The organism is Curtobacterium sp. UNCCL20, from assembly GCF_900101675.1.
Lineage (GTDB): Bacteria > Actinomycetota > Actinomycetes > Actinomycetales > Microbacteriaceae > Curtobacterium.
This window is the reverse complement of the sequence record NZ_FNKG01000002.1, coordinates 745,520-770,844: the sequence shown is the minus strand read 5'-3', so window position 1 is coordinate 770,844 and position 25,325 is coordinate 745,520. Positions and strand designations below refer to the sequence as shown.

18 protein-coding genes are annotated in these 25,325 nt (G+C 72.3%); 6 read left to right on the top strand and 12 right to left on the bottom strand.

Going from position 1 to position 25,325, the window contains the following annotated elements; genetic code table 11:
• The first annotated feature begins 130 nt into the window (after positions 1 to 130).
• Entirely contained in the window at positions 131 to 1,000 is an 870-nt protein-coding gene (locus tag BLT36_RS12935; protein WP_092095653.1) for an RDD family protein, read from the top strand.
• Between the two features lie 194 nt (positions 1,001 to 1,194).
• Here BLT36_RS12935 and ahcY read toward each other — a convergent pair whose 3' ends face one another.
• A complete protein-coding gene (gene ahcY / locus BLT36_RS12930) occupies positions 1,195 to 2,673 on the bottom strand; it encodes an adenosylhomocysteinase (protein WP_092095652.1) in 1,479 nt (492 codons plus the stop codon).
• Positions 2,674 to 2,776: 103 nt separating this feature from the next.
• The gene (locus BLT36_RS12925; RefSeq protein ID WP_092095650.1) at positions 2,777 to 2,992 is read right to left on the bottom strand and encodes a DUF3499 family protein; all 216 of its coding nucleotides are present in this window, start codon (positions 2,990 to 2,992) and stop codon (positions 2,777 to 2,779) included.
• Positions 2,993 to 3,131: 139 nt separating this feature from the next.
• Here BLT36_RS12925 and BLT36_RS12920 point away from each other — a divergent pair, with 139 nt between their 5' ends.
• Positions 3,132 to 3,491, top strand: a complete 360-nt coding sequence (locus tag BLT36_RS12920) for a metallopeptidase family protein (protein ID WP_254787611.1) — start codon at positions 3,132 to 3,134, stop codon at positions 3,489 to 3,491.
• 103 nt (positions 3,492 to 3,594) lie between these two features.
• Here the strand turns inward: BLT36_RS12920 and BLT36_RS12915 are convergent, their stop codons facing one another.
• The 5 genes from BLT36_RS12915 to manA all read right to left on the bottom strand — a co-directional run bounded on the left by BLT36_RS12915 (position 3,595) and on the right by manA (position 10,792).
• A complete protein-coding gene (locus BLT36_RS12915; protein ID WP_092095648.1) occupies positions 3,595 to 4,998 on the bottom strand; it encodes a DUF5719 family protein in 1,404 nt (467 codons plus the stop codon).
• A complete protein-coding gene (locus BLT36_RS12910) occupies positions 4,995 to 7,868 on the bottom strand; it encodes a glycosyltransferase (RefSeq protein ID WP_092095647.1) in 2,874 nt (957 codons plus the stop codon). The genes BLT36_RS12915 and BLT36_RS12910 overlap by 4 nt, the downstream gene beginning before the upstream one ends.
• 174 nt (positions 7,869 to 8,042) lie before the next feature.
• Positions 8,043 to 8,366, bottom strand: coding sequence for a WhiB family transcriptional regulator (locus BLT36_RS12905; RefSeq protein ID WP_071292023.1), 324 nt, complete (start codon positions 8,364 to 8,366; stop codon positions 8,043 to 8,045).
• Between the two features lie 200 nt (positions 8,367 to 8,566).
• Complete coding sequence (gene galE, locus BLT36_RS12900) at positions 8,567 to 9,529, bottom strand: UDP-glucose 4-epimerase GalE (RefSeq protein ID WP_092095645.1); 963 nt, start codon at positions 9,527 to 9,529, stop codon at positions 8,567 to 8,569.
• A gap of 54 nt (positions 9,530 to 9,583) precedes the next feature.
• Complete coding sequence (manA, locus tag BLT36_RS12895; RefSeq protein WP_092095644.1) at positions 9,584 to 10,792, bottom strand: mannose-6-phosphate isomerase, class I; 1,209 nt, start codon at positions 10,790 to 10,792, stop codon at positions 9,584 to 9,586.
• 62 nt (positions 10,793 to 10,854) lie between these two features.
• Between manA and BLT36_RS12890 the strand changes: the two genes are divergently transcribed.
• On the top strand, positions 10,855 to 12,234 hold the full coding sequence (locus BLT36_RS12890) for an O-antigen ligase family protein (RefSeq protein WP_092095642.1): 1,380 nt from the start codon (positions 10,855 to 10,857) through the stop codon (positions 12,232 to 12,234).
• 91 nt (positions 12,235 to 12,325) lie between these two features.
• On the opposite strand, the gene BLT36_RS12885 is transcribed toward BLT36_RS12890, so the two are convergent.
• Complete coding sequence (locus BLT36_RS12885; protein WP_092095641.1) at positions 12,326 to 13,741, bottom strand: hypothetical protein; 1,416 nt, start codon at positions 13,739 to 13,741, stop codon at positions 12,326 to 12,328.
• A gap of 103 nt (positions 13,742 to 13,844) precedes the next feature.
• Here BLT36_RS12885 and BLT36_RS12880 point away from each other — a divergent pair, with 103 nt between their 5' ends.
• Positions 13,845 to 15,146, top strand: coding sequence for an O-antigen ligase family protein (locus BLT36_RS12880; protein WP_092095639.1), 1,302 nt, complete (start codon positions 13,845 to 13,847; stop codon positions 15,144 to 15,146).
• A gap of 192 nt (positions 15,147 to 15,338) precedes the next feature.
• Entirely contained in the window at positions 15,339 to 17,198 is a 1,860-nt protein-coding gene (locus BLT36_RS12875) for a glycoside hydrolase family 25 domain-containing protein (RefSeq protein ID WP_092095637.1), read from the top strand.
• A gap of 69 nt (positions 17,199 to 17,267) precedes the next feature.
• On the opposite strand, the gene BLT36_RS12870 is transcribed toward BLT36_RS12875, so the two are convergent.
• Together BLT36_RS12870 and BLT36_RS12865 are read right to left on the bottom strand one after the other, a co-directional pair.
• Positions 17,268 to 18,005: a polyprenol monophosphomannose synthase gene (locus BLT36_RS12870; RefSeq protein WP_092095636.1), complete on the bottom strand. Its 738-nt coding sequence runs from the start codon at positions 18,003 to 18,005 to the stop codon at positions 17,268 to 17,270.
• A complete protein-coding gene (locus BLT36_RS12865; protein ID WP_092095857.1) occupies positions 18,002 to 20,491 on the bottom strand; it encodes a glycosyltransferase in 2,490 nt (829 codons plus the stop codon). Before BLT36_RS12865 ends, BLT36_RS12870 begins: the two co-directional genes overlap by 4 nt.
• A 218-nt stretch (positions 20,492 to 20,709) precedes the next feature.
• Here BLT36_RS12865 and BLT36_RS12860 point away from each other — a divergent pair, with 218 nt between their 5' ends.
• On the top strand, positions 20,710 to 22,008 hold the full coding sequence (locus BLT36_RS12860) for a glycosyltransferase family protein (protein ID WP_092095634.1): 1,299 nt from the start codon (positions 20,710 to 20,712) through the stop codon (positions 22,006 to 22,008).
• A 114-nt stretch (positions 22,009 to 22,122) separates the two neighbouring features.
• Here the strand turns inward: BLT36_RS12860 and BLT36_RS12855 are convergent, their stop codons facing one another.
• On the bottom strand, positions 22,123 to 24,561 hold the full coding sequence (locus BLT36_RS12855; protein ID WP_092095632.1) for a hypothetical protein: 2,439 nt from the start codon (positions 24,559 to 24,561) through the stop codon (positions 22,123 to 22,125).
• A complete protein-coding gene (locus BLT36_RS12850; RefSeq protein ID WP_092095631.1) occupies positions 24,561 to 25,145 on the bottom strand; it encodes a hypothetical protein in 585 nt (194 codons plus the stop codon). The genes BLT36_RS12855 and BLT36_RS12850 overlap by 1 nt, the downstream gene beginning before the upstream one ends.
• Positions 25,146 to 25,325: the final 180 nt, after the last annotated feature.

Here is a 25,325-nt window from a genome sequence, read left to right as displayed (position 1 = left end):
CACTCCCCCATCGTCGGTCGGCCGGTGTCGTCGGTCCCGCTCGAGTGTGTCGTCGGGCTCGCTCGTGCGGTGTCGACGCCGATCCGGTCCCACCCGGGCGGTCGGCGACGACGTCCGCCATGATGATCCCATGCCGAAGACCCGCGCGCCGCGTGACCTCGCCGATTCCCGCTTCGTCCGCGCGCTCGACGACACCGGCGACGAACTCGTCGTCGGTGAGGCCGTCGCGCTCGACGTGCAGCCCGCGGGCATCGCGCTCCGGCTGGCGTCCGCCCTGCTCGACGGGGTCTGCGTGTTCGCCCTCTACCTGATGCTCCTGTTCGGGCTGTCCCGGGTCTGGCCGAGCGAGCTCGACGACGGATGGGCCGCGGCACTGCAGATCGCGCTGCTCGTCGGCGTGCTCGTCCTCGTGCCCGCCGCCGTCGAGACCGTCACCCGGGGCAAGAGCGTCGGCCGGTACGCCGTGGGCACCCGGGTCGTCCGGCTCGACGGCGGGGCGATCGGTCTGCGGCACGCGTTCACCCGTGCCCTCGTCGGACTGTTCGAGCTCTGGATGACGTTCGGGTCCGTGGCGCTGCTCGTGGCACTGTTCGGCGCCAAGCCGCGCCGGCTCGGCGACCTGCTCGCGGGGACGTTCGTGCAGCACGAGCGGGCGGCGAAGCACCGTGATCCGGCGGTGCTCCTCCCCGCCGAGCTCGTCGGGTGGGCCGGGGTCGCCGACGTGTCCGCGCTGCCGCAGCGGCTCGAGAACCGGCTCGGGGCGTTCTTCCGGGGCGCGGCGGACCTGCGGCCGGAGATCCGGGAGGCCACCGCGCGCTCCCTCGCCGAGGCGGTGGCGGAGTACGCGCACCCGGTGCCGGCCGTGCACCCGGAGGTGTTCCTGGCGGGCGTCGTCGTGCTGCGGCGCGAGCGGGACCTGCGGGCGCTGCGGTCCCGGGCCGAGATCCTCGACCGCGCTGCCGAGAGCGCCGCTGCCCGGCCGCCGGGCTTCCCGCGCTGACGCAGGCCCGCGGGCCGCGGGCCGCGCGGGCCGCGGGTCCGGGCCGCGGGTCCGGCCGGCCGCGGGTCCGGCCGGTCGCCCGGGCCGCGGGTCCGGACCTGATGCACGACACCGGTGTTCGTGCGCCGCACCCCTCCATGTCAGGGTTCGACTGACGAACACCGGTGTTCAGCGAGCACCCGGCCCGCAGCCGCTCAGTAGCGGTAGTGCTCCGGCTTGTACGGGCCCGCGACCGGCACACCGATGTAGGCGGCCTGCTCCGGACGGAGCTCGGTCAGCTGGACCCCGAGTGCGTCGAGGTGCAGGCGCGCGACCTTCTCGTCGAGGTGCTTCGGCAGGACGTACACGCCCGTCGGGTACTCCTCGCGCCGGGTGTGCAGCTCGATCTGGGCCAGGACCTGGTTCGTGAACGAGTTGCTCATCACGAAGGACGGGTGCCCGGTGGCGTTGCCGAGGTTCATCAGGCGCCCCTCGGACAGCACCAGGATCGAACGGCCGGTCGGCAGACGCCACTCGTGCACCTGCGGCTTGATCTCGACCTTCTCGACACCCGGCAGGGCCTCGAGCCCGGCCATGTCGATCTCGTTGTCGAAGTGGCCCACGTTCGCCACGATCGCGAGGTGCTTCAGCGCGAGCATCTCGTCGACACCGACGACCCCGAGGTTGCCCGTGCAGGTGATCACCATGTCCACCTGGTCGGCGACGTCCGCGAGGCGGGCCACCTGGTAGCCGTCCATCGCGGCCTGGAGCGCGCAGATCGGGTCGACCTCGGACACGATGACGCGGGCACCCTGACCGCGCAGCGCCTCGGCCGCACCCTTGCCGACGTCGCCGTACCCCACGACGAACGCGACCTTGCCACCGATGAGGACGTCGGTGGCGCGGTTGAGGCCGTCGGGCAGCGAGTGACGGATGCCGTACTTGTTGTCGAACTTCGACTTCGTGACGGAGTCGTTGACGTTGATCGCCGGGAACCGCAGCTCGCCGGTGCGGGCGAGCTCGTACAGGCGGTGGACGCCCGTCGTGGTCTCCTCGGTGACGCCCTCGATGTCGGCCGCGATGCGGGTCCAGCGGTCGGTCGACTCCTGCAGCGAGGCGGCGACGGTGTCGAGGACGATCTTCCACTCGGTGCTGGCGTCGGCGCCGGCCTCGGGAACGCGACCCGCTGCTTCGGCGTCCGCACCCGTGTGCACGAGCATGGTGGCGTCGCCACCGTCGTCGAGGATCAGGTTCGGGCCGATCCACTCGGCGCCGACTGCTTCCGCCTCGGCCGACCAGTCGAAGATCCGGTTGGTGCACCACCAGTACTCGTCGAGCGTCTCGCCCTTCCACGCGAACACCGGCACGCCGGCGGGCGACTCGGGGGTGCCCGTCGGACCGACGGCGATCGCGGCGGCGGCTTCGTCCTGCGTGGAGAAGATGTTGCAGCTGGCCCAGCGCACCTGCGCACCGAGCGCGACGAGCGTCTCGATGAGGACCGCCGTCTGCACGGTCATGTGCAGCGACCCGGCGATGCGGGCACCGGCCAACGGCTGCGAGGCGCCGAACTCCTCGCGCAGCGACACCAGGCCCGGCATCTCGTTCTCAGCGAGGCGGATCTGGTGGCGGCCCGCCTCGGCGAGGGAGAGGTCGGCGACGCGGAACGGTACGGCGGTACGGGCTTCGGTGGGCATGCGGTCAGTCTCCCACGCCGGGAGGCGCGGGTCGTCAGACGACGTCGCCCACGTGGGGCGTGCCTCCAGTCCGGTGCCCTGTGGAGGACTGACCGTCCGACGCTCAGTCGGCGTCGCGGCGGAGCGGCTCCCGCCGCACCACGTTCCAGCCCTGCGGCACCCGCAGGGTGGCGGCGTGGCGGGCGCACAGGTCGTACCCGTGGGGTTCGACGCGTGTCGAGAGGGGGCCGACGACGACCATCGAGTCGGCGTAGTCGTACGTCAGGGTCGCCGCAGCGCTCGCGCCGCACGCGACCTTGCTGCAGATCCTCACGTCCATACCGGAGTCGACCCTATCGGAGGGGAGGCCGGGGGCTCCTTCCGCGTAGCATGTGGGGATGCGTCGCAGGACCCGTCTCGTCTCACCGGTCGACCGAGGCCGCGGCCGTTCCCGGCACGGTCGGGGCGGACGGTCGAGCGTGACCGGTCCGGAACTCGCGCCGATCATCACCCGCGCCGAGACCTTCGACAGGATCGTCGGCGACACCGCGCACTACCTGCTCGGGCTGTGGCCGGACGAGCTCGCGGGCGTCGTCTTCCAGGTCGCGGACATGCCGACGGACCCCACGCTGCCGGACCACATGCCCCGGTGGCGCGTCGACCACGAGGGGCGCCGGGTCACGGTCTTCCGCATCCCGGTCGAACGGGTGACGCGCAGCCCGGAGAAGGACGACACCGACAAGCGGGTCATCATCGAGACCGCGGTGTTCCGGGCGGTCGGCGAGCTCATCGACAAGGATCCGTGGGACCTGGCGCCGGACCGCTACCGGCACTGGTGAGCCCGACGAGGGCACCGCGCGCGCAGCGCCCGACGAGGGCACCCCGCCCGCCGTGCCCGACGAGGGCACCACGCCCGCGGCCGGAACCGGCGCGCACCGTGCCTCAGGGGTAGACGCGCACCGGCGTCGACACCTCGGTCGCCGAACGGATCGGGAACCCGGCGATGCCGTCGTCGCCCATGTAGGTGACCCCGGCGACGAGGCCCTTCGTGCCGGTCAACGTCAACTGCTTCGACAGCGGGACGATCACGGTGCTCGTGCCCCCGGCGACCACGTCGACCTGCTGCTCGTCGCCACCCGTGCGGATGGTGACGTCGGCGTCCTCGCGGGTGGGGTTGACGAGCGTCAGCCGCTGGTTCTCCCCCGGCGCGAGCGCGGTGATCGTCGACGGACCGAGCGGCTCGGCGGACGCGAACCAGCCGAGGTCGGTGCGGTCGTCCTGGGTCGGCGTGGTGGTGCGGGCGCCGGCGACGAGGGGCTCGGTGGCCGTGACGGTGAACGAGTAGCGGCCGTCCGGGAAGTCGTCGAGGGCGACGTCGGTGACGACGCCGGGCTCGGCGGTCGCGTTGACCGTCGACCCGCCACCGTCCGAGGTGGTGATCCCGAGGGTGACCCGGGCGGCCTTCGAGCCGGGCACGAACAGCCGGACGATGGGTGCGGCGTCGGCGGTGTCGTCCCCGCGCTGGGCGGCCTGGGCACCCTGCAGGACGACGCCGGCGATGATCTGCGTCCGGGACGGTGCGGCACCGCCGGAGACGATGTCGAAGCCGCCCGGGGTGAGGGTCCGGACGATCGACTCCTGCATGTGGGCGACGATCTGGCCGCCCGACGATTCGACGTGCACGACGGTGGAGCCCTGGTCGGACACGAAGCCCGACAGCGGGACGACCTTCTGCGTGTTCGGCGCGACGACGATGCCGGTCGTTCCCGGGGCGCTGACGGCGCCGGAGTCGTCGTAGATCGACAGGTCGACCGTGGCGTTGACGTCCGTCGGGTTCGACAGCGTCACGAGGCTGGTCCGCCCGGTCTCGGTCGATCCGCCGACGAGCCACGTGGACTGGCTCGGGTCGTCGCAGGACGCGGCACCGACACCCACGAGGTCGCCGCTGGAGACGTCCTGGTAGCTGCTGCCCGCAACCTGGGGCGTGGTGGCCCCGGCCGGCGCGGTCAGGAGGCGTGGGTCGCTGCCGCCGGTGGTCGACGGGTCGAGCGAGGACCGCTCGACCGTGGACCCGGTGGTCGCCGTCGCGACCGTGGCGGAGCCGACGGTGCTCGCCTTCGTCGCGTCGTTGCCGGCGTCGTCGGACAGGCGCAGGGCGCTGCCGGCGCAGACGCGCTCGGCGTCGGCCGGCACCGGCGTCACGGTCTTGCCGGCGGGGCGTCCGGGGTCGGACTCGGTGCCGATCGCGTGCGCCGCGGTGACGGCACCGGCGGCGACGACCACGGCGACCGCGGTGGCGGTGCCCCGGACGACCCAGCGCCGGACGGAGGCGGGGGTCCTGCTCATTCGTCGCGCTCCTCGTCGAAGGTGGTGGCGGGTTCCTCGGCCTCGATGACGTTCGAGGTCGCACGGCGTCGGCGCGGCGCGGTCGGCACGGCGAGCAGTGCGGCTGCGCCGAACACCACGCCGAGCACCACCAGGTAGAGCACGTGGGTGGCCTGCGCCCCGGCCGAACCGGTGGACGGACGGTCGACGTCGCCCTCGTAGTGGAAGAGCTGCCCGCTCGTCGTCTCGCCAATGCTCGTGAACAGCGCGTTCTGTCCGATCGCCCCCGCGGCGCGGTCGTGGACGTCCTGGGCCGCGGAACCGCTCGAGCCGCGGGCGGCGTCCGAGGAGTCCGAGGAGTCGGAGACGTCGTCGAGCAGGACGAAGCTCACGCCGAGCTGCCGGAGCGCCGGCTCGGGGTCGTAGCCGCTCCGGCTCGCCAGGTTCCCGGCGAGGGTGGCCAGCTGCGCACCGGACCGGCTGAGCGTCAGCGCCGTGGAGTCGAGCGTCGACTGGTCGTCGAGCGTCGAGCCCTGTCCCCGCTCGAGCGACACCGCGAGCGAGCCGTCGGTCTGCGGGTCCACGACGAGGGTGCCGACGTCGGGGTTCGCCTGCGCCTCGGCGTTCACGTAGGCGCTGAGCACCCGGCCGGTGGTCGGCTGGATGACGGCGTTGCCGAGGTAGAAGGCCGCGAACGCGGGTGCGACGGCCACACCGGCGAGCACCGTGGCGACGAGTCCGGCGACCGGCGCGAGCTTCGGGAGGACGTCGATGCCGATGCACGCCGCCGCGACGATCGCGAGCCAGTACACCGACAGGCCGCTGCCGGGCCAGACGATCGTGGTGGTCGAGCCGACGCCGGTCACGGTCAGGTGGGTGGCGGCGACCGCCGTGGCGAACCCGAGCAGGGCGACGACGAGCGCTGCGCCGGCGACGGCCCAGCGGTGCCCGAGCACCGCGCCGAGGGCGGCGGCGGCGATCGGCAGCGCGAGGACGGCCATCAGCACGGGCAGGATCAGGGCGACGGTCTGCAGGCCCGCGGTCGTCGGCAGCCAGCCGCTCCAGTCCGGCACCGGCTGGCCGATCGCGAGCTGGAACGCGGACGGCGCCCGTGTGGCCGACGGGACGCCCGGGTCGGCGAAGACCGCGAGGACGTTGCCGCGGGACAGCTGCGCGAGCACCAGCGGCAGGAAGAGCACGGCCGCGGGCACCGGGATGAACACGCGTCGGTGCGCCCGGCGCCAGCCGACCACGAGCGACACGATCCACGCGATGAGCAGCACCGGCAGCAGCGACGGCGCCGAGGCCGCGACGACGGCGAACAGCAGCGAGGCGCCGGACGCCCAGGCCCACGAGCGGTGCGCCTCGAGTACGGCGAGGAACAGCCACGGCAGGAGCACGTGCGCGATCACGGCGCCGAGGTGGCCGCTCGTGACGGCGCCGACGAGGGTCGGGGCGATCGTGTACAGCGCCGCGCCGATCACCGGCACCCAGGTGCGCGTCGTGACCTTGCGGACGGCGAACCACGCCCCGAGCGCGGACACCGGGAACGCGACGAGCATGACGAGCACGACCGAGGTCGACGGCGACCAGAACGTGATGGACCCGAGCACGGCGACGACGGCGGCGAACGGGTCGGACGGCCCGGTGAAGCCGGTGCCGATCGAGTGCCACCCGTACCCGACGTTCTGCCAGAGCCGGCTGACGTCGGTGCTGAGCGGCAGGAGTCCCCCGCCGGTCAGCGCCGGCGAGCCGAGCAGCGGGTAGAGCGTGACGACACTGAGGACCGCGGCGGCGAGGACCACCCAGATCCCGCCGTCGCTGAGGAACGACGCCCGGGCGATCGGGGCGTCCTCGACGCGGGCGAGTTCGACGTCGCGGGACGTGGTGCGCCGCTCGTGCACGCGGCGCCAGCTCACGCGGAGCGGCTCGACGGCCGCCCACCCGATCTTCTTGTTCCGCGCGAGGACCTTCCGCGCACGACCGACACCGCCGCCGAACGCCACCGCGAACGCCGCGGCGAGCTCGGCGCCGACGGCCGACGGGTGCTTCGCGACGAGGTGCCCGACGGCGCGACCGATCGCGAACGGCACGAGGGTCAGCCAGTGGATCCAGAGGACGCCGGCCGGGGCGTAGGTCATCCGTCGGTGCAGCTGGGCCTGGCGGTGCATCCGCACGCGGCGGCTCTCGGAGACGCGCTTGCGGCCGAACTCCTCGATCGGTCCGGCGGTCGTCACCCGGGCCTCGGGGACCACGGCGACGCGGTGTCCGGCGAGGCGCACCCGGACGCAGAAGTCGAGGGCGGCGTCGACGTTCGGCAGCGCCGGGTCGAACCCGCCGAGTTCGTTCCAGACGGACCGGCGGACGAGCATCCCGCCCGCGGCGACCGCGAGCACGTCGGTGTGCCGGTCGTGCTGCCCCTGGTCGAGTTCGTCCTGCACGAGGGTGAGGGACCGGCCGAAGCGGGTCATGGTCTCACCGAAGGCGCGGATGACGGACGGCTCGTCGACGTCGACCAGCTTCGGACCGGCGACGACGACGGAGGGGGCGATCTCGACGGCGGACAGCAGGTCCGCCAGGGCTGTCGGGGACGGCGCGTTGTCGTGGCCGAGGAGCCAGAGCCACTCGTCGACCGGCTCGTCCGTGACGGCGGGCGGCGCTTCGCGCTCACCCTGGGCGACGGCCTCGCCGAACGTGCGGCCGGCCGGCAGACGGAGGAGTTCGGCCGAGCCGCCGAAGGACAGGTCCGCCGTGGAGCCGTCGGTCGAGCCGACGTCGACGACGACCAGGTTCTCGGGGTGGCGGGTCTGGGCGGCGAGCGCGTCCAGGGTCCGGTCGAGGTGGGCCGCCCCGTTGGCGGCGACGAGGATCGCGGTGACTCTGGGCTGCATGACGGGCGTCACTCTACGGTCTGGAGGCGCGGCACCGGCCGTGCACGACGGCGTGCCGTGAACCTGTGGGGACGATCACTGCAGCGTGTGCGCCGCGCGGTCGATGGCCGGTCCCGGCGTCCCCGTCGCAGGCTCCTCGGCGAGCCTCCGCACGGCGCTGCGCGCCGTGACTGCTCAGGCTCGCTTCCTGAGCTTGCGGCGCTCGCGCTCGGACAGCCCACCCCAGATGCCGAAGCGCTCGTCGTTCTCGAGTGCGTACTCGAGGCACTGCGACCGGACCTCGCACGAGGTGCAGATCTTCTTCGCCTCGCGGGTGGAGCCGCCCTTCTCGGGGAAGAACGCCTCGGGGTCGGTCTGCGCGCAGAGGGAGTCCACCTGCCAGGCGAGCGGGTTCTCCTCGTCGTCGGTCTCCGGACGCCGGACGCCCGGGACGCCGAGCGCCACGGGGTCGACGTGCCAGTCCTCCGGTACTCCGGCGTGGAAGTCGGAACCGTTCACCCTGATCACCCCTGACATCTCGTAACGCGACCAGACGATCGCTGCCCTGTGCCTGTAATTACAGCGGTGTCATTCGCGAGAGTCAAGTCGCGGATCATAGAAGGCACTGACCGTTCCGGCGTGTCATGTCCCCCGTACGGGCGTGTCGCGGTCGGTCTGTCCGGGCTTCGGGGGACAACCGTGGCCCCCGGAGCACCGGGTCAGGCGCTGCGGCGCCGGGCCTCCCACGCGCTGGTGACCATCTGGTCGAGCGTGTGGCGCATCTCCCACTCGAGGTCACGCGCCGCGGCCTCACCGGTCGCGACGATCCGTGCGGGATCGCCGGGGCGACGCGGGGCGACCTCGGGTTCGAAGGCGATGCCGGTGCCCGCGGCCATGGCGTCCATGATCTGCCGGACGCTCACCCCGTCGCCGCTGCCGAGGTTGTAGGCGCGGTCGAGCGGCTCGCCCGCCTCGAGCTTCCGCGCGGCCACCGCGTGCGAGTGCGCGAGGTCGGCGACGTGCACGTAGTCACGGACGCAGGTGCCGTCGGGCGTGTCGTAGTCGTCGCCGTTGATCCGCGGGGTGCGCCCGGCGAGCAGCGCGTCGAACACCAGCGGGAAGAGGTTGTGCGGGCTCGCGTCGTACAGGTCGGGCTCCCCCGAGCCGACGACGTTGAAGTAACGGAGCGAGGTGGTGGTGAAGTCGCGGGCGACCTCCATGTCGCGGAGCAGCCACTCGCCGATGAGCTTCGACTCCCCGTAGGGCGACTCCGGGGCCTTCGGGGTGCTCTCCACCACCGTCTCGACGTCGGGCGTGCCGTAGACGGCGGCGCTCGACGAGAACACGACCTTCGTGACGTCGTTGTCCGCCATCGCCCGGAGCAGGGTCGCCATGCCGGTGACGTTCTGCTCGTAGGTGTGCAGGGGCCGCTCCACCGAGACACCGGCGTACTTGAAGCCGGCGACGTGCACCACACCGGTGACGTGGTGCTCGCGCAGCGTCCGGCCGACGAGGTCCCCGTCGAGGATCGTGCCCTCGACGAACGGCACGTCCTCGGGCACGAACGCCCGGAACCCGCTCGACAGGTCGTCCAGTGCGACGGTGTCGATGCCCGCCGCCCGGAGCGCGCGGACGACGTGGGACCCGATGTACCCGGCAGCGCCGGTGACCAGCCAACTCATGCTGGCAACGCTAGCGGAACCGGATCACCCGCAGGCCGCCGCCACGTGCGCGCCTCACGCACCCGTGGCGATGAACACCGTCGAGGTGATGCCGTCGGTGGCGTCCGCCTCGACCGTGACGTCGCCCTCGTCCGGCGTGATGTAGCAGGACTCCCCCTGGCGGAGGAGCGTCGCCGAGGTGGCTCCGACCAGGGTCACGACGCCGGCGGTGCAGATCGCGATCGACGGGCCGTGCAGGGGCGCTACGCCGCCGGTGCCGAGGCCGACCGGGCGACCGTCGCCGGCGACCCGGAGCAGCGAGAAGCCGACACCCTCGGGTGCGAAGCGCTCCACGCCCGGGCTGACCTGCTCGGGTGTGAGGACCGGCGCCGGGTACGCGGTGAAGTCGAGGACGTGCAGCAGCTCCGGCACGTCGACGTGCTTCGGGGTGAGGCCGCCGCGCAGCACGTTGTCCGAGGGCGCCATCAGCTCGATGCCGAGGCCGTCCAGGTAGGCGTGGATGTTGCCGGCGGGCAGGTACATCGCCTCGCCGGCCGACAGCGTGACGCGGTGCATGAGGAGCGACACCACGATGCCCGGGTCGCCCGGGTAGCTCGCGGCCAGGTCGCGGACGGTCGCCGTGTTCGGTGTCAGGGCGTCGTCGGGCAGTGCCGCGGCGAGGTCGCCGGCGGCCTGCACCACGGCGAGCGCCGAGGCGTCGGCGGTCTCGAGCCAGCGCACGGTGTCCTCGAGCCCGTGCTGCAGGTGCACGTGCAGCGGGCCGAGCCGGCCGGTGCCGGCGTCGAGCGTGTCGACCTCGGCCAGGGTCTCCTCGACCGGGCGGAAGCCGCTGAGTGCCTCGAACCGGTCGCTGAGCGCGACGACGAGCTCGGGCTTCGGGAAGGGGTCCTTGTAGTTCCGGGCCGGGTCGTCGATCGCCACGCCCGCCGCCTCTTCGCGCTCGAACCCCTCGCGCGCCTGCTCCGGTGTGGGGTGCGCCTGCAGGGACAGCGGGGCCGCGGCCGCGAGGACCTTCAGGAGGAACGGCAGGCCGGAGCGGTCCGTGCCGAGGGCGGTCTGCGGTTCGGCCGCGATCCAGTCGAGGAGCGTGTCGGCGCCGCCCACCATCGCCGGGTTCACGACGACGCTCGGGCTGCCGGGGTGCGCGCCGAGCCAGAGCTCTGCCTGCGGGGCGCCGGTGACGGTGCGCCCGAGGAGCTCCGGGATCGCGGTGACCGATCCCCAGGCGTAGTCGCGGGGCGTGTTCGTGATGCCGAGGAACATGGCCCGAGCCTATCGGCGGTCGCCCCGGCGGACCTCCGTGGCCCTGGCGGTACCCTGTCGTCGTGACGAACACCTGGCCGCTGTCGCGCGGGACCGTACCCGAGCGCGAGGCGTTCGCCTTCGGCGCGACCATGCTGTTCGTGCTCTTCGCCGGCGACGCCGTGCCGAACACGCTGACCTGGGTGGGTGCGGGCGTGCTGTGGGCACTCGTGGCCGTCTGGGGCGTGACCGTCCTGGTCCGTGCGCGTCCGCCGATCACCCGGACGCCGCGCTCCCTCTGGTTCTTCCTCGCCTGGTGCCTGGTGTCGCTCGTCTGGTCGCACTGGCGTCCGGCGACGCTCGCGAGCATCACCGTGCAGGTCATCTGCGCCGCGATGGCGTTCACGGTCGCCTCGACCCTGACGTGGCGGCGCATCCTCGACGCCCTCAGCGTCGCGATGCGCTGGGTGCTCATGCTGTCGCTGCTGTTCGAGGCCGTCGTGGCGGTGTTCGTCCGGCACCCGATCGCACCGATCTGGACGGACTACGGCGACCGGAAGATCCCGGACGCGTTCTACTTCTCCCGCGCCGAGCTCTTCACGGGCGGGCGCATCCAGGGGCTGCCCGGCAACGCCAACCTGCTGGCGATGGTCGCCCTGCTCGCCGCGATCGCCGTCGCCGTGCAGTTCGCCGAGGGCCGGATCGGCCGGAACCGCACCATCGGCTGGCTCGTCGTCGCCGCGGCCGTGCTGCTCCTCACCCGTTCGTCGACCGTGCTCGCGGCCGCCCTGGTCGTCGCCGTGGCGCTCGTCGTCGCGCTCTGGATCCGGCGCGTGCCGACCGAACGCCGGACGCCCAGGTACCTCGTCGTGCTCGCCGGTGCCGTCGTCGTCGGGGTCGTCGGCTTCCTGGCCCGCGGCACCGTCTCCGAACTGCTCGGCAAGGGTGCCGACGCCACCGGTCGGGGTGAGATCTGGCAGCGCGTGCTCGGGCTCATCGACGCGCACCCGGTCGTCGGCTGGGGCTGGATCGGCTACTGGTGGCCGTCCATCCCGACGCTCGCCGACCTGGCACACCGCAAGGGCGTGACGTACCTGCAGGCCCACGACGCGTACCTCGACGTCTGGATGCAGACCGGCATCATCGGTCTGCTCCTCTTCGCGCTGTACGTCGTCACGACCCTGAACCGGTCGTGGGCGTCGGCGACCCGGATCGGGTACGACGCCGCGCTCGCCCCCCGGCCGTTCGACCCGGTGTCGCTCCTGCCGCTGCTCGTCGTCGTCGCGCTGCTCGTGCAGTCCGTCGCCGAGTCGCGCCTGCTCTACCAGGGGAACTGGGTGCTGTTCGCGCTCATCGCGATCAAGACACGCATCGTGCTCGTCGGCGAGGAACCGCTCTCCACCGGCGACGGCCCGCGCACGCCGCCCGCGCGGCGCGAGTTCCGCCAGCCCGCCAGGCGCTGAGCGACCCGGGCGCCGAGGACCTCAGGCGTCAGTCGTCAGCGCCTCAGCGCATCAGCGCGTCAGCGCATCAGCGCATCAGCGCGTCAGCGCATCAGCGCCCCAGCAGCTTCGCGCACGGCACCTGCGCCGTCCACGGCGCCGTCCGCACCTCGACGACACGCGACGCGTCACCGTCGCACGCGGCGACGGCCGCCGGGATCTGCGCGGCCCACACCGGTCCGTCACTCCGTCTGGTCGCACCGGGCGCGGCGTGCACGACCAGCGCGGCGACCACCACGGTGACCACGCACCAGCCGGCCACCGCCCCGACGAGCCGCACCGCGCCTCCAGGCCCGCTCCGGACCCGCGACCGACCGGACGCGACCGATCCGTCACGCGGCCGGCCCCTCGACGGACGAGGCCGCTCCCGCCACCCGATGAGCACGCTCGAGGCGACGACCACGCCGGCCAGCAGCAGCAGCCCGGAGGCGGCGGCGTACCGCTGCGGCCCCACGGCCTCGAGCGCGGCGACCGGGTGCGCCCACGGCTGCGCCGCTCCCCCGTTCGCCAGCAGGGCCGCCCACCACACCCCGCCGGACGCCGCGACCAGGGCGAACACCGTCCACCGGGCGCGCCACGGTCCGACGACCAGCGCGGCGACGACCACGAGCGCGAGGAGCACGGCGGGGACGACCACGACCGCCCACCCGTCGGCCAGCACCGTCCGGACCACGGCGACGACGTCCGGGTCCCAGACCGCCGCGAACGGCTGCAGCAGCCAGCCGGCGACGACGTCGGCGACGGCGGGCGACCCGGGCCGCGCCGTCCGCTCGTCGGTGAGCGCCGCGACGACCTGGGCCGCACCCCCGGCGAGCGCGACGACCGTGACCGGCACCGCCCGCGGCCAGGCGCGTGCACCGGACGCGTCGCGGAGCGGCAGCCAGGCGAGGAGCAGCATCGGCAGGAACAGGACCGCCTGCAGCTCGGTGAGGACCACGAACACCGTCAGCACGGCGACCACGCCCGATCCCCACCAGCTCCGGGCGCGGTACGAGAAGAGCCACGGTGCGGCGAAGAGCATGTACCAGTGCAGGTTGGCGACGTTGCCGCTGATCTCGTACGGGGCGAGCGGGACGAGTGCGGGCACGACGGCGAGGAGCACGCGGAGCGGCCAGGACGGCACGACGTCCCGGGCGAGCACGAACACCACGGCGGCGAGCGCGCCGACCACCAGGCAGGCGCCGGCGGAGAGGACGTGTGCGTAGTCCTCGACCGGTTGCGCCCAGGCGAGGTCCACCAGCAGGCGCGGGACGAGGTGCAGGTACCCGGCGTACGGGTGGAGGAGCGCGTCGACGGGGCCGAGGGCGACCCGGTCGCGGAGGAAGATCCCGCCGTCCTCCGCCCACACCGTGCTGCGGGTCACCGGGCCGAGGCGCCACCAGGCCAGGGCTGCCGTGCCGAACCCGACGACGATCGCGGCGCCGAGCGTGCTGAGCAGGCGGACGATCGTTGTCGGTGTGCGCTCCATCGAGCGCTGACGCTAGCCGAGACATCACGTATCGGCCATATCGACGCACCGCGATGGCCGTGCACGGGGGCGCGCACCGAGGCGCGTACGCCAAGATGGACCCGTGACGGACGGACGGCTGACGAAGCGCATGCTCGCCAGGCGCTACCTCTCCGCCTGGATCGGGTTCTCCGCGGGCGGACGGTTCAGTCAGGCCCTCGCGACCGTGATCGTCCTGTTCGCCTTCGGACAGCCCACCGTCGAGGCGCTCGTCGGCACCGCGGGCGTGTGGGCCGTGCTCGTCACGCTGTTCGTCCTCGCCGGTCTCAGCCTGCTCGGCCAGCGGTACCGGATCGAGTGGCACGGGGTGCTCCCGCTGTCCCTGCTGGCGTTCGTCGGGTACTGCGCGCTCAGCGTCCTCTGGAGCGAGTACTCCTGGGTCGCCCTCCGCGGGCTCGTGGCGACGGTCTGCTTCATCGGACTCGGGCTCTACCTGGCGCTCGGACGCGACCTCGTGCAGGTCATCCGGGCCTCCGGCGACGCCTTCCGGATCCTGCTCGTCGTCGCCCTCGGCCTCGAGGTCCTGTCCGGCCTCGTCCTCGACGTCCCGATCCCCGCGTTCGACATCCAGGGCAACATCGCGTACGGCGGCCCGATCCAGGGCGTCGGCGGCACCCGCAACTTCATGGGCTTCATCGCCGCTATGGCCCTCGTGACCTTCGTCGTCGAGTTCCTCACCCGCTCGGTGACGCGGTGGCGCGCGATCGGTTCGACCGCCCTCGCCGTGATCGCGCTCATGCTCGTGCAGTCCCCGATCACCGGCCTCGCCATGATCGCGCTCGCGGTCACCGCCCTGGCGCTGTGGTCCCTCCGGCACGCACGGCCGACGACCCGGCCGGTGGTCAACGGCGTCCTCGGCGGCGCGGTGCTCCTCATGCTCGTCGTCGGCGTCATCGGACGGCACCGGGTGCTCGCCGAGATCGGCGCGGCCGGCGGCACCGCGACCCGCCTCGACCTCTGGTCGCAGATCCGCGTGTTCGTCGCCCAGTTCCCGATCCAGGGCTGGGGATGGGTCGGCACCTGGCCGCACGAGGCGGTCGTGCCCTACGTCACCTTCATCGACCCCGCCGGGCACCGGTTCGGCTCCGGCCTGAACGCGTTCGTCGACGCCTGGCTGCAGATCGGGTTGGCCGGCACGATCATCCTCGGCATCACCGCGCTGCTCGCGTTCGCCCGGGCCTGGGTGACCGCGACGACGTTCCCGGGCGTCGCGTACGTGTGGCCCGCTGCGGTACTCGTGCTGCTCGGCGTGACGAGCACGGCCGAGAGCTACCTCCTGCACGGCGCCGGACTGATGGTGTTCGTCGCGGTGCTGGTGATCGCCGCCCGGCGGCGCTCGTGGCGGCGGCACCTGCCGCGCAGCTGACGTCGACGGCCTGGAGGCACGGGTCGGGTCCGCCGCGTCGCGCACCGCCGTCCGCGCTCGAGTGGGTGCGGCGCGGGCCCGCCGCGTGTGTCCGGAGACGCACATCCGCACAGGTTGCACTGCGCACCGTCCGGCGTTCCCTAGACTGCCAGCGGCCGTCAGGGGGACGGCCCTCCCACGAGAAGGACCTCCATGCGCCTGCAGCACCGGCTCGCCCTCGTCCTCACCGCCCTGGTCGTCGCCACCGGCATCGCCGCCGTCGGCCCGGCCACCACGGCAGAGGCAGCAGCTCCCACCACCGGCCGCTACACGGCCCTCGACACCACGCGTGCCTGGTCGGGCACCGTCGGCACCACCGCGAAGGTCGTGCCCATCGCCGGCCGCGCGGGTGTCCCCGCGAACGCCACCGCCGTGGTGGTGAACGTCGAGGTCGAGAAGCCCACCGCCGCCGGCTACGTCCGGGTGACCCCGGGCGGCGTCGACGCCCGCGTCGCCACCCAGGAGTTCCGTGCCGGGCAGACGATCTCCAACCTCGCCACCGTGCGGCTCGCCAAGGGCGGACTGCAGGTGAAGCTCTCCGCCGGCCGCGGCACCGTCTACCTGGACGTCTCCGGCTACTACGCCGACGGCTCCGGCGCGACGTACACGCCGCTCGACGCCGCCCGCGTGTTCCAGGGGCGCGTCGGCACCGGCGCCGTCCGGGTCCCCCTCGCCGGCAAGGCGGGGATCCCGTCGACCGCGACCGCCGTCGCCGTGAACACCGAGGTCGAGTCGCCCACGGCGGACGGGTACGTCCGTGTGACGCCCGCCGGCAAGGACGCGCAGGTCGCCGCGCAGGTCTTCACCCGCGGCACCACCATCTCGAACCTCGTCACCGTGAAGCTCGCCGGCGGCGCCGCGCAGGTCAAGGTGTCCCGCGGTACGGCGACGGTCTACATGGACGTCGCCGGCTACTACGCGAACTCGTCCACCGGCTCCGTGTTCGTGCCGATCGACACCGTCCGCGCCTACGCCGGCCCCGTCACCACCACGGCACGCACCGTCCGGCTCACCGGTACCGCGGGTGTCCCGGGCACCGCGACCGCCGTCGTCGCCAACGCCGAGACCGAGCAGACGACCGCAGCGGGCTACCTCCGCGTCACACCGGCCGGCAAGGACGCCCAGGTCGCGACGCAGGTGTTCGGGGCGAAGCAGGCGGTGTCGAACCTGGTCATCGCCAAGGTCGTCGGGTCGAGCGTGGACCGCCGCGTGCAGGTGAAGGTCTCGCGCGGGTCCGCCGTGCTCGACCTCGACGTCGCGGGCTACTTCGTGGACGGCTCGAGCGGTTCCGGCTTCGGCGCGGACGTCTCCTGGCCCCAGTGCGGAACGACCCTGCCGACGGGCCACGCGTTCGGCGTCGTCGGCGCGAACGGTTCGCTGCCGAACCAGAGCAACCCCTGCGTGACACAGCAGGTCGCGTGGGCTGCCGGGGCCGTCGGTGGCACCTCGCAGCCGAAGGTCCAGCTCTACGCCCTCGCGGCGAACCCCGGTCGTGCGGCGTCGGTCTGGCCGACGTCGAACCGCGATCCGGGCGGCAACACGGTGGCGAACCCCTACGGGACCTGCGCAGGTGCCTACGACCGCCAGTGCTCGTACATGTACGGCTACGCCCGAGCGTACGAGGCCACACACTCCCGGGGTGTCCCGACGCCGTCCGCGTACCGGTGGTGGATCGATGTCGAGACGAGCCTCTCCTGGCAGAAGGCCGCCGACTCGTCCGACTACCGCAACCAGAACCGCGCGGACCTCGAGGGCATGGTCGCCGCCCTCACGGCGGCGAAGGTGTCGACGGTCGGGATCTACTCGACGAAGTCGCAGTTCAACCAGATCGTCGGCGCGGTCCCCTCGAACTCGAGCCTCACCGGCCTGCCGAGCTGGATCGCCGTCGGCACCGACGGCGCCGCCGCGGCCCAGGCAGCGTGCTCGGCCGGTGGCCTCACCGCGGGCAGCCGGGTCATGATGACCCAGTACGTCGTCGCCGGTCCGAAGGACCAGGACGTCAGCTGCGTCTGACGCGACCGGCTGACCGACCGGAGGCGCGTGGCGGACCCGCCACGCGCCTCCAGTCCGTCCAGAAGTGGGTCAGCGGCGTCGGAACCGGCGCTGGAAGCCCCACTGCGTGACGCGGAGCATGGCCTCGAGGACGATGCTGCGACTCATCTTCGAGACGCCGTGCACGCGGTCCCGGAAGCGGATCGGGACCTCGACGATGCGGCCGCCGAGGTCGTCCACACGCAGCGTCATGTCGACCTGGAAGCAGTACCCCTTCGAGTCCACCGAGTCGAGGTCCATCCGGGCGACGGTGTTCGCGCGGTAGACCCGGAAGCCGGCGGTGATGTCCCGGACGTGGAGCCCGAGCGCGAACCGGGCGTAGGTGTTCGCGCCGCGGCTGAGTACCTCGCGGCGGAGCGGCCAGTCGACGACGGAGCCGCCGGGGACCCAGCGCGAACCGATCGACAGGGCGACCCGCTCGTCCGACCGCACTGCGTCGATCAGGGCCGGCAGGCGGTCGGCGGGGTGCGAGCCGTCGGCGTCCATCTCGACGAGCAGCGGGTAGCCGCGCTCGAGGCCCCACCGGAACCCGGCGACGTACGCCGTCCCGAGACCGAGCTTCCCGCTCCGCTCGAGCAGGTGCACGCGCGGGTCGTCGGCAGCGATGGCGCGCACGATGTCCGCGGTGCCGTCCGGGCTGCCGTCGTCGACCACGAGCAGGTGCGCCGTCGGGACCGCGTCGAGCACCGCCTCGGCGATGGCACGGACGTTCTCGGCCTCGTCGTACGTCGGGACGATGACGAGTGCCGTGGGACTCCCCTGGCTCACCGGTTCTGCAGGCGCCGCTTGATCTTGCCCGCGACGCTGCGCGGCCCTTCCGTGCGGAAGTAGTGCACGGCACGGCCGAGGTCGTGGCGGACGCCGTAGAGCTTCTTGCGGTCCGGCACCCGCACGCGCATCTGGTGCGCGTCGACCGGGGCGGCCGTGTCCCGCACGGACTTGTCGGCGGCGCGGACGGGGTTCCGGCAGAACTCGACGAGCGGCGCGAGGACGTTCTCCCACGTGAACTGCTCGCGCACACGGTCGACGTTGCCGATGAACTCGGCCCGGGCCTTCTTGTCGAAGAGGGCCGTCTCGAGCGCGGTGGCCAGGCCGTCGATGTCCTGCTCGTGCACCGCGACGCCGAGCTTCTCCTCGGCGACGAGGTCGCCGAACGAGTCGCCGGCCGTGGTGACGATCGGCAGGCGTGCCCAGAGGTAGTCGAGGATGCGCGTCCGGAACGAGAACGTGGTCTCGAGGTGCTCGTAGTGCGTCGAGACGCCGGCGTCGGCCTCGAGCAGGTAGGCGCCGCGCTCCTCGTACGGGATCCACGAGTCGTTGAAGAACACGTTCTTGCCGGTGAGCCCGAGGGCGTCGGCCTCGGCGCGGACCTTCGCGACGATGTCCATCTCGGGGACGTCGGGGTTCGGGTGCTGGACGCCCATGAAGAAGAGCTTGACGCTCGGTCGGCGCTCCGCGAGCTGGCCGATCGAGCGCACGAGCGTGATCGGGTCGAACCAGTCGTAGATGCCGCCGCCCCAGACGACGAGCTTGTCGTTCTTGCCGATGCCCGGCACGACGCCCTTGACGCGCGCCTGGTCGTGCACCGGCGGGGTCGAGGAGAGGCCGAACGGCACGACACCGATGAGCGAGCGGAGGTCGGCGTCGCGCGAGTACGTGCGGGCGTTCACCCGGCCGGAGCCGGCGAGCTGGCCGAGCCAGAACATGCGCTGCCGCTCGGACGCGCAGATGAAGTAGTCGCCGAGCTCGAGCTGGTGGTTGAGCGTGTCCGAGGCGTCGAGGATCTGCCGGTTCCACTGGTCGACGTCGTCGCTGCGACCCTGCTCGAGCTGCTCGAGGTGCAGCGGGTCGTACACGTCGACCACCAGGATCTTGCGCGTCGACTCGAGCACCGGGAACAGGCGGAGCGCGTGGCCCTGGACGATGATGACGTCGGCCCAGGCCTCGTGCTCGACCATCTGGCGCGGGTGGCGGTGCGGCACCGTGACGACCTCGTACGTCGGGTCGATCGGCGACGAACGGGTGAGGCTGATCACCCGGACGTCGTGCTCGTTCGCGAGCTGCTTCGCCATCTGGGTCGCCCGGATCGCCGGGCCGGCCATCTTCTCGCCGATGGAGTCACCGGTGATGATGAGGATGCGGCGACGGGTGCCGACCTCGAGCACGCCGAGGGAGTGCACGATCTTGTCGTAGCCGGCGAGGTAGTTCTCGATCGGGTACGCCGGCTCGTCACGGTTGCCGAACAGGCGGAGGAGCTCGCGGTCGCTACGGACGCGGCTCGCCTGGATCTCGCGACGGGACTCGGTCATCGAGGGGAGCTGCTCGACGAACTGGTCGATGCCGTAGATGCCCGCCATGCTCGTCTTCGGCACCGGGATCGTCGGGACGCTGTCGTCGCCGGGGTTGCGCAGGTCGAGCTCGGTGGAGTCGAGTTCACCGCGCCCGATCGCGCGTCGGACAGCGAGGGCCAGGGACCCGGGCAGTGCTGCGGCGAGCTGCTCGTCGCCGAGGTTCTTGTAGAGCGTGAAGAGGGCGTTCCGCTCGAGCAGGTACGTCTCGCGGAAGTCTCCGAACTTGTTCATGGAGGCGTGGTGCTTGTGGAACGCGACCGACTTCGGCTGGTAGCGGAACCGCCACCCGAGCAGGTTGAGGCGCCACCCGAGGTCCACGTCCTCGTAGAACATGAAGTAGCGGTCGTCGAACCCGCCGAGCTGCTCGAAGAGCTCCGCGCGGATGAACATCGCCGCACCGGTGCCGAACAGCACGTCGGTCTCGGACTCCCAGCGGCCGGTGTCCGGCGACCCGGCGAAGGGCTTGTAGCCCATGCCGTACCAGGTCATCGCGGCCTCGGTGAAGTCGACGTTGACGCCCTCCCAGTCGAGGACCTTCGACGCGACCGCGCCGATGTCCGCGCCGGAGGCGAAGGTCGCCATCGCCTCGCGCACCCAGCCGGTGTCGGGGCGGGCGTCGTTGTTGAGGAACGCCACGATCTCGCCGGAGGAGTGCTCGACGCCGAGGTTGCACCCGCCGGTGAAGCCGAGGTTCGCGCCGGAGTCGACGAAGGTGAAGTCGAGGTCGGAGGCCTTCAGCCGGCCGACGTGCTCCGCACCGGAGCCGTTGTCGACGACGATGACCTCGAGCTTGTCCTGCGGCCAGTCCTGCTTCCGGAGCTCGGCGATGCTCGTCAGGGTGTCGTCCGTGCCCTTGTAGTTCACGAGGACGACGGACACGACTCCCGGCTTGCGCTCTGTCACGGCGGGTTCCTCCAGCAGGTGCCGCGCGCGCGGCATGGATCGACGGTGCTGCCGGCGGGGATGCCCGTCGGCCGTGATCACCCTACAAGGCCCAGCACGGCGCTCCCCTGAGATCCCGGCCGGTTCGGGCACAATGGCTGACGGCCCCCACCCGGCCACCCCGTTCGCCGCGACCACCGGAGCCACGGCGACACCACTCCCCCAGACCCGGAGTCCACGTGACGCACCCCTCGATCCCGACCTCCCCCGCACCCTCGCCCCTCGCCGACGAGTACGCCGCCATCGCGCGCGGCGACCACGCCACCGGCGACCGGGGCACCATCCGGTTCGCGGTGTCGACGGACGACCCGACCGAGGGCAAGGGCGACCTCTTCGTCGCGCTGGGCCTCGCCCGCGCCCTCCGCGCCGAGGGCTGGGGCGTGGCGATGTGGCCGATCCGCCGCTGGGCCGAGGAGGTCCCGGCCGACACCGCGGTGCTGGTGAACATGATCGAGTCGTTCGTGCCGGGCCTCGTGCCGTCCGGAACGGCGACGATCGCGTGGGTCCGCAACTGGACCGCGCAGTGGGCGACACTCCCCTGGCTCGGCGAGTACGACGCCGTGTGGGCGTCCTCGTCGATCGCTCGTGACGAACTCGCGAAGGTCGTCGAGGGCCCGGTCGAGGTCGTCCCGATCGGTGTCGACCTCGACCTCTTCACGACCGACGTCGACGGGGCCGCGGAACCCCGGACCGACCGCACGGTCGCGACGGTGAACTTCTGGGGCGCCCGGCGCGGCGTGCAGGACGTCCTGCAGCAGGTCGCACCGGCCGAACCGATCGTCTGGTTCGCGGCGAACGTGCAGCACGTCGACGCCGCTCCCGGCGTCGAGCTCCGCCCCGCGGTGTCCTACTTCGCCCTGCCCGAGGTCTACCGGGCCGCCGCCTTCGTCGTCGACGACGTGATCGCGCCGGCCGCCGAGTTCGGGACGCTCAACTCGCGCCTCTACGAATCCCTCGCCTGCGGTGCCCTGCCGGTCACCTCCTGCGCGCTCGGGCTCGACGAGCTCGGCCTCGGGGACGTCCCCGTCTTCACGGACGCCGCGTCGCTCGAGCGGGCGATCGCGATGCCCACGGCCGAGCGCGACGCCCTCGCCGAGCGGCTCCGGTCGGTGGTCGTGGAGCGGCACTCGTACGCCGCCCGCGCAGCACAGGTCGGGCCGTCCCTCGACGCCGCGATCGCCCGCGCCGCGACGCGCTCCGGAGCGCGCGACCCGCTCCTCCGCTGGGCGGCGCTGCAGCGCGAGGTGCTCCGCGAGACCGAGCAGGAGCGCGACGTGCACCGTTCCGGCGTCGAGGAGATCAACCGTCGCCTCATCGTCTCGGAGGAGGCCGTCGCCGTGATCGACCACGCCCGGCAGACGGCGGAGTCCGAGCGCGACGCGATCGCCCGGAGCTACGACGCGCTCACCCACTCGGCCGAGTACCGGGTGCTCGACCGTCTGGGCGGCGTCGCGCGCGCGCTCCGCCGACGCGGCTGAGGACCGGACGCAGGACGGACTCGCGACCGAGCCGGAGCCCGGGAACCACACCACGAACGGACGGGAGGCGCGGTGCCAGCTGGCACCGCGCCTCCCGTCGATCGTGGGTGGCGTCTACCGCACGGTGATCGTCCGGCAGACCTCCGTGTTGGAACCGCTGCCCTGGTTGATCGCGAACACGCAGACCTCGGTGCTGCCGGAGGCCCGGTTGCCGAGCGTCGTCGAGAACGCGTGGTTCCCGCCGTACCCGGCGTAGCTCGTCGCGATCCCGGCCTTCGCCTGGTTCGCGGTGACCGACTGCGCCGGCTTGCCGCCGATGTAGACGTGCACCTGGACGGCCCCGGCGACGTCCGGGTCGATCGACCAGCCGCGGACCTTCACCTGACCGGCAGCCGGCGAGGAGACCTCGTCGAGCAGCAGGACCGGGTCCCCGGTCGCCGCGGCGACCTTCGCGCAGACGCTCGTGTTCGACCCGCCGCCGACGTTCTTGCCGACCGCGCACACCGTGTGCGCCCCCGGTCCGACACCGGTGATGGTCTGCGCGAACGCGTGGTCGGCACCGTACCCGGGGTAGGTCGTGGCGAGCGCGGCCTTGGCGACGTTCGCCGTCCCGGTCGCGAGCGTCTTGCCGTCCACCGTGTAGGACATCGGGACCGCGGCGGTGACGTCGGGGTCGACCGCCGAGCCGCTGATGGTGATCGAGCCGAGTCCGGCCGTTGCGGCCTTGTCGATCGTCACCTTCGGCGACCCGGTCGGCGTCGAGAACGTGCGGCAGATGTTCTGGTTGATGCCCGGGCCGACGTTGATCGCGATCACGCACGCCGTGTGCTTGCCGGCACTGATGCCGCCTCGCTCGAACAGGTAGGCGTGGTCGTCCCCGTAGCCGGGCCGAGCCGTCCCGAGACCGGTCTTGGTCTTGTTCGCGTCGACCGCGGTCAGGGCCTTCCCGTCGAGGTAGACGTGCACGCGCACCGACGCGGTGGTGTCGGGGTCGATCGTCCAGCCGCGCACCCGCATCGTGCCGGGCGCCTTCGACGAGACCTCGTCGAGGATCAACCACGGTGCTCCGCTCGGACGCTCGACGCTCTTCGTGCCGAGCAGCTTCCACGCCTTCGACGACGTGTCCTGCACGTACGTCTGGATCGTGTGCTTGCCCGCCGTGATGCCGGTGAGCTTGGCCGAGAAGCCGTGGTTGTTCCCGTAGCCCGGGTACCGCTTCCCGACGTCGCCCCGGCCCGTGTTCGCCGTGACGGTCGTCTTGGTCGTCCCGTCGACGCGGACCTGCACCTGCACCGGTCCGGTGCTGTCCGGGTCGATCGCCCAGCCGCCGACCGTCAGCGTCGAGGCCGCGACGGCTGCGCTGTCGAAGCTGCCGAACGGGTCACCGGACCGGATCGAGAACGTCTGGCAGGAGAGCAGCGTGTTCGCACCGGCGCCCTGGTTGATGCCGTACACGCAGAGGTTGTGCGATCCGCCGGAGACGTTCGACAGGGTCGTCGAGAACCCGTGGGTCGTGTTGTTCGCACCGAGGCGCGACGCGAGGTCCGTGCGGTTCGTGTTCGCGGTGATCGTCTGCTTGCCGACGCCGTCGATGTAGAACGCGACCCGGAGGGGTGCCGTGGTGTCGGGGTCGGCGGCCCAGCCGGTGACCGTGATCGCCTTGTAGCCGGCGGACACCGAGTCGACGTGCCCGATCGGCGACGACCCGCCGGTGGGCGAGCCGAACCAGTCGGTGTACATGCGCCAGAAGTTGCGGTTGCCGTAGGCGGAGCAGCTGTCACCCGTGCCGTACAGGTTCGCCATCGCGGCGGAGTTCGGGGTGTACGGCGTGTAGATGTACAGCGCGGCCGTCGCCTGGTTCGTGATGTAGACGGTCTTCCGTCCGCAGGCGGCGTTCGGGTTGTACAGGATGGCGTTGTTGCGGCCCGCCTGGTACGCCCACGCGGTCGGCGACGCCTGGTAGCGCTTGAACTGCAGCGCCGCGGCGTAGACCTGCTGGCCGAAGCCGTAGTACTTCGGGTCGCAGGGGGCGGTGTCCGGGCACGCGAACCCGGTCGCGTGGAGGTACATGTACGACGTCGGACGCGACGTCGAGACGATGGCCTGCTCCTTCTGCAGCAGCACGAGCAGGACCTTCTGGCTGATCCCGCACGCCGAGCCGACCTGGGCGATCATGGTCGCGGCCGACTTGCTGCCACCAGGGATCGCCGAGCAGCGCCCGGAGACCGCGGCGATGGCGCTCATGTTCTGCGTGAAGTCCTTCAGGCAGGCCGGCCCACCGGATGCCTGCCGGCAGTTCGCACCGGCGCTGTTGAGGAACGACTGCACGGCCGAACCGCTCATCGCGGACCCGTTGTAGAAGTTCGCGTCGCTGATGATGTTGCCGGGGTCGAAGCCCGCGGCGGTCGCGGCGGACGCGGACTCGGTCGTCGTCGCCTCGGACACGATCGTGCCGAAGGTCAGGCCGCTCACCGCGATCGCGAGTGCGGCGACGATGCCCAGGGTGGAACGGAACGGGCGACGCCGCCCGCTGTTCGTCAGGATGGAACGCATCACGGCACCTCCGCCGTCATCGGGTCGGACGTGGTCGACTTCGACCCCACCGAGTACTTGAGGGTGATCGACCACGTGCCGGTCGACACCTGCGCCGCGGGGAACGACACCTGGGCGCAGTTGACCGAGGACGCGCTCGCCTCTGCCGTGCTGGTCAGGGTGCGCGTCACACCGCTCTTCGTGGCGCTGAACGTGCACGTGCCCGACGTGTTCGTCGTGCCGGACACCAGACCGCCCGCCTGCAGGGTCTTGCTCCCGGTGTCCCAGCCGGCGAACGTCACGAGGGCGGTGGCCGGGAAGTCGGACGGGTCGGTGTCGGGCTGGCTCGTCTGCCCGGTGCCGGGGAACGCCGTGGGGGCGTCGTCGGAGCCACCGTCGTCGTCCCCGGTGCCGGTCGAGGGGGCGTCCGTGCTCTGGGTGGGAGCAGCGGATGCGGTCTCGGTGGCGGTCGCCGACGGGGAGGAGCTGGTGGTTCGGGAGGGGGAGGGAGTGGGGTCGTCGCCTCCGGCGGAACAACCCGCCGCGAGGAGACTGAGAGCACCGACCACCGCGAGCGCAGCGATCGGCCGTGGAGCAAGCTGCATGCTGTCGGGCCGTCCTGTGGATGTTGACAAGGGTCCGGGTTGCGTCAACGGTAACCCCAAAGTGAAGGTTGAGGGTTGAATCCGCGGACATTCACCCCCGCTCGGGGTGCACGACGCCTGTCGTCCAGCGTTCCGCGGACTCCGGGTTCCCGTCAGGTGTCCTCGACGGCCCGGTGAGTA

What these genes read in the sequence shown, in the direction of transcription:
- BLT36_RS12935 (WP_092095653.1), top strand. Translation starts at nt 131, where the DNA reads ATGCCGAAGACCCGCGCGCCGCGTGACCTCGCCGATTCCCGCTTCGTC.
- ahcY (WP_092095652.1), bottom strand. Translation starts at nt 2,673, where the DNA reads ATGCCCACCGAAGCCCGTACCGCCGTACCGTTCCGCGTCGCCGACCTC.
- BLT36_RS12925 (WP_092095650.1), bottom strand. Translation starts at nt 2,992, where the DNA reads ATGGACGTGAGGATCTGCAGCAAGGTCGCGTGCGGCGCGAGCGCTGCG.
- BLT36_RS12915 (WP_092095648.1), bottom strand. Translation starts at nt 4,998, where the DNA reads ATGAGCAGGACCCCCGCCTCCGTCCGGCGCTGGGTCGTCCGGGGCACC.
- BLT36_RS12910 (WP_092095647.1), bottom strand. Translation starts at nt 7,868, where the DNA reads ATGCAGCCCAGAGTCACCGCGATCCTCGTCGCCGCCAACGGGGCGGCC.
- galE (WP_092095645.1), bottom strand. Translation starts at nt 9,529, where the DNA reads ATGAGTTGGCTGGTCACCGGCGCTGCCGGGTACATCGGGTCCCACGTC.
- manA (WP_092095644.1), bottom strand. Translation starts at nt 10,792, where the DNA reads ATGTTCCTCGGCATCACGAACACGCCCCGCGACTACGCCTGGGGATCG.
- BLT36_RS12885 (WP_092095641.1), bottom strand. Translation starts at nt 13,741, where the DNA reads ATGGAGCGCACACCGACAACGATCGTCCGCCTGCTCAGCACGCTCGGC.
- BLT36_RS12875 (WP_092095637.1), top strand. Translation starts at nt 15,339, where the DNA reads ATGCGCCTGCAGCACCGGCTCGCCCTCGTCCTCACCGCCCTGGTCGTC.
- BLT36_RS12855 (WP_092095632.1), bottom strand. Translation starts at nt 24,561, where the DNA reads ATGCGTTCCATCCTGACGAACAGCGGGCGGCGTCGCCCGTTCCGTTCC.
- BLT36_RS12850 (WP_092095631.1), bottom strand. Translation starts at nt 25,145, where the DNA reads ATGCAGCTTGCTCCACGGCCGATCGCTGCGCTCGCGGTGGTCGGTGCT.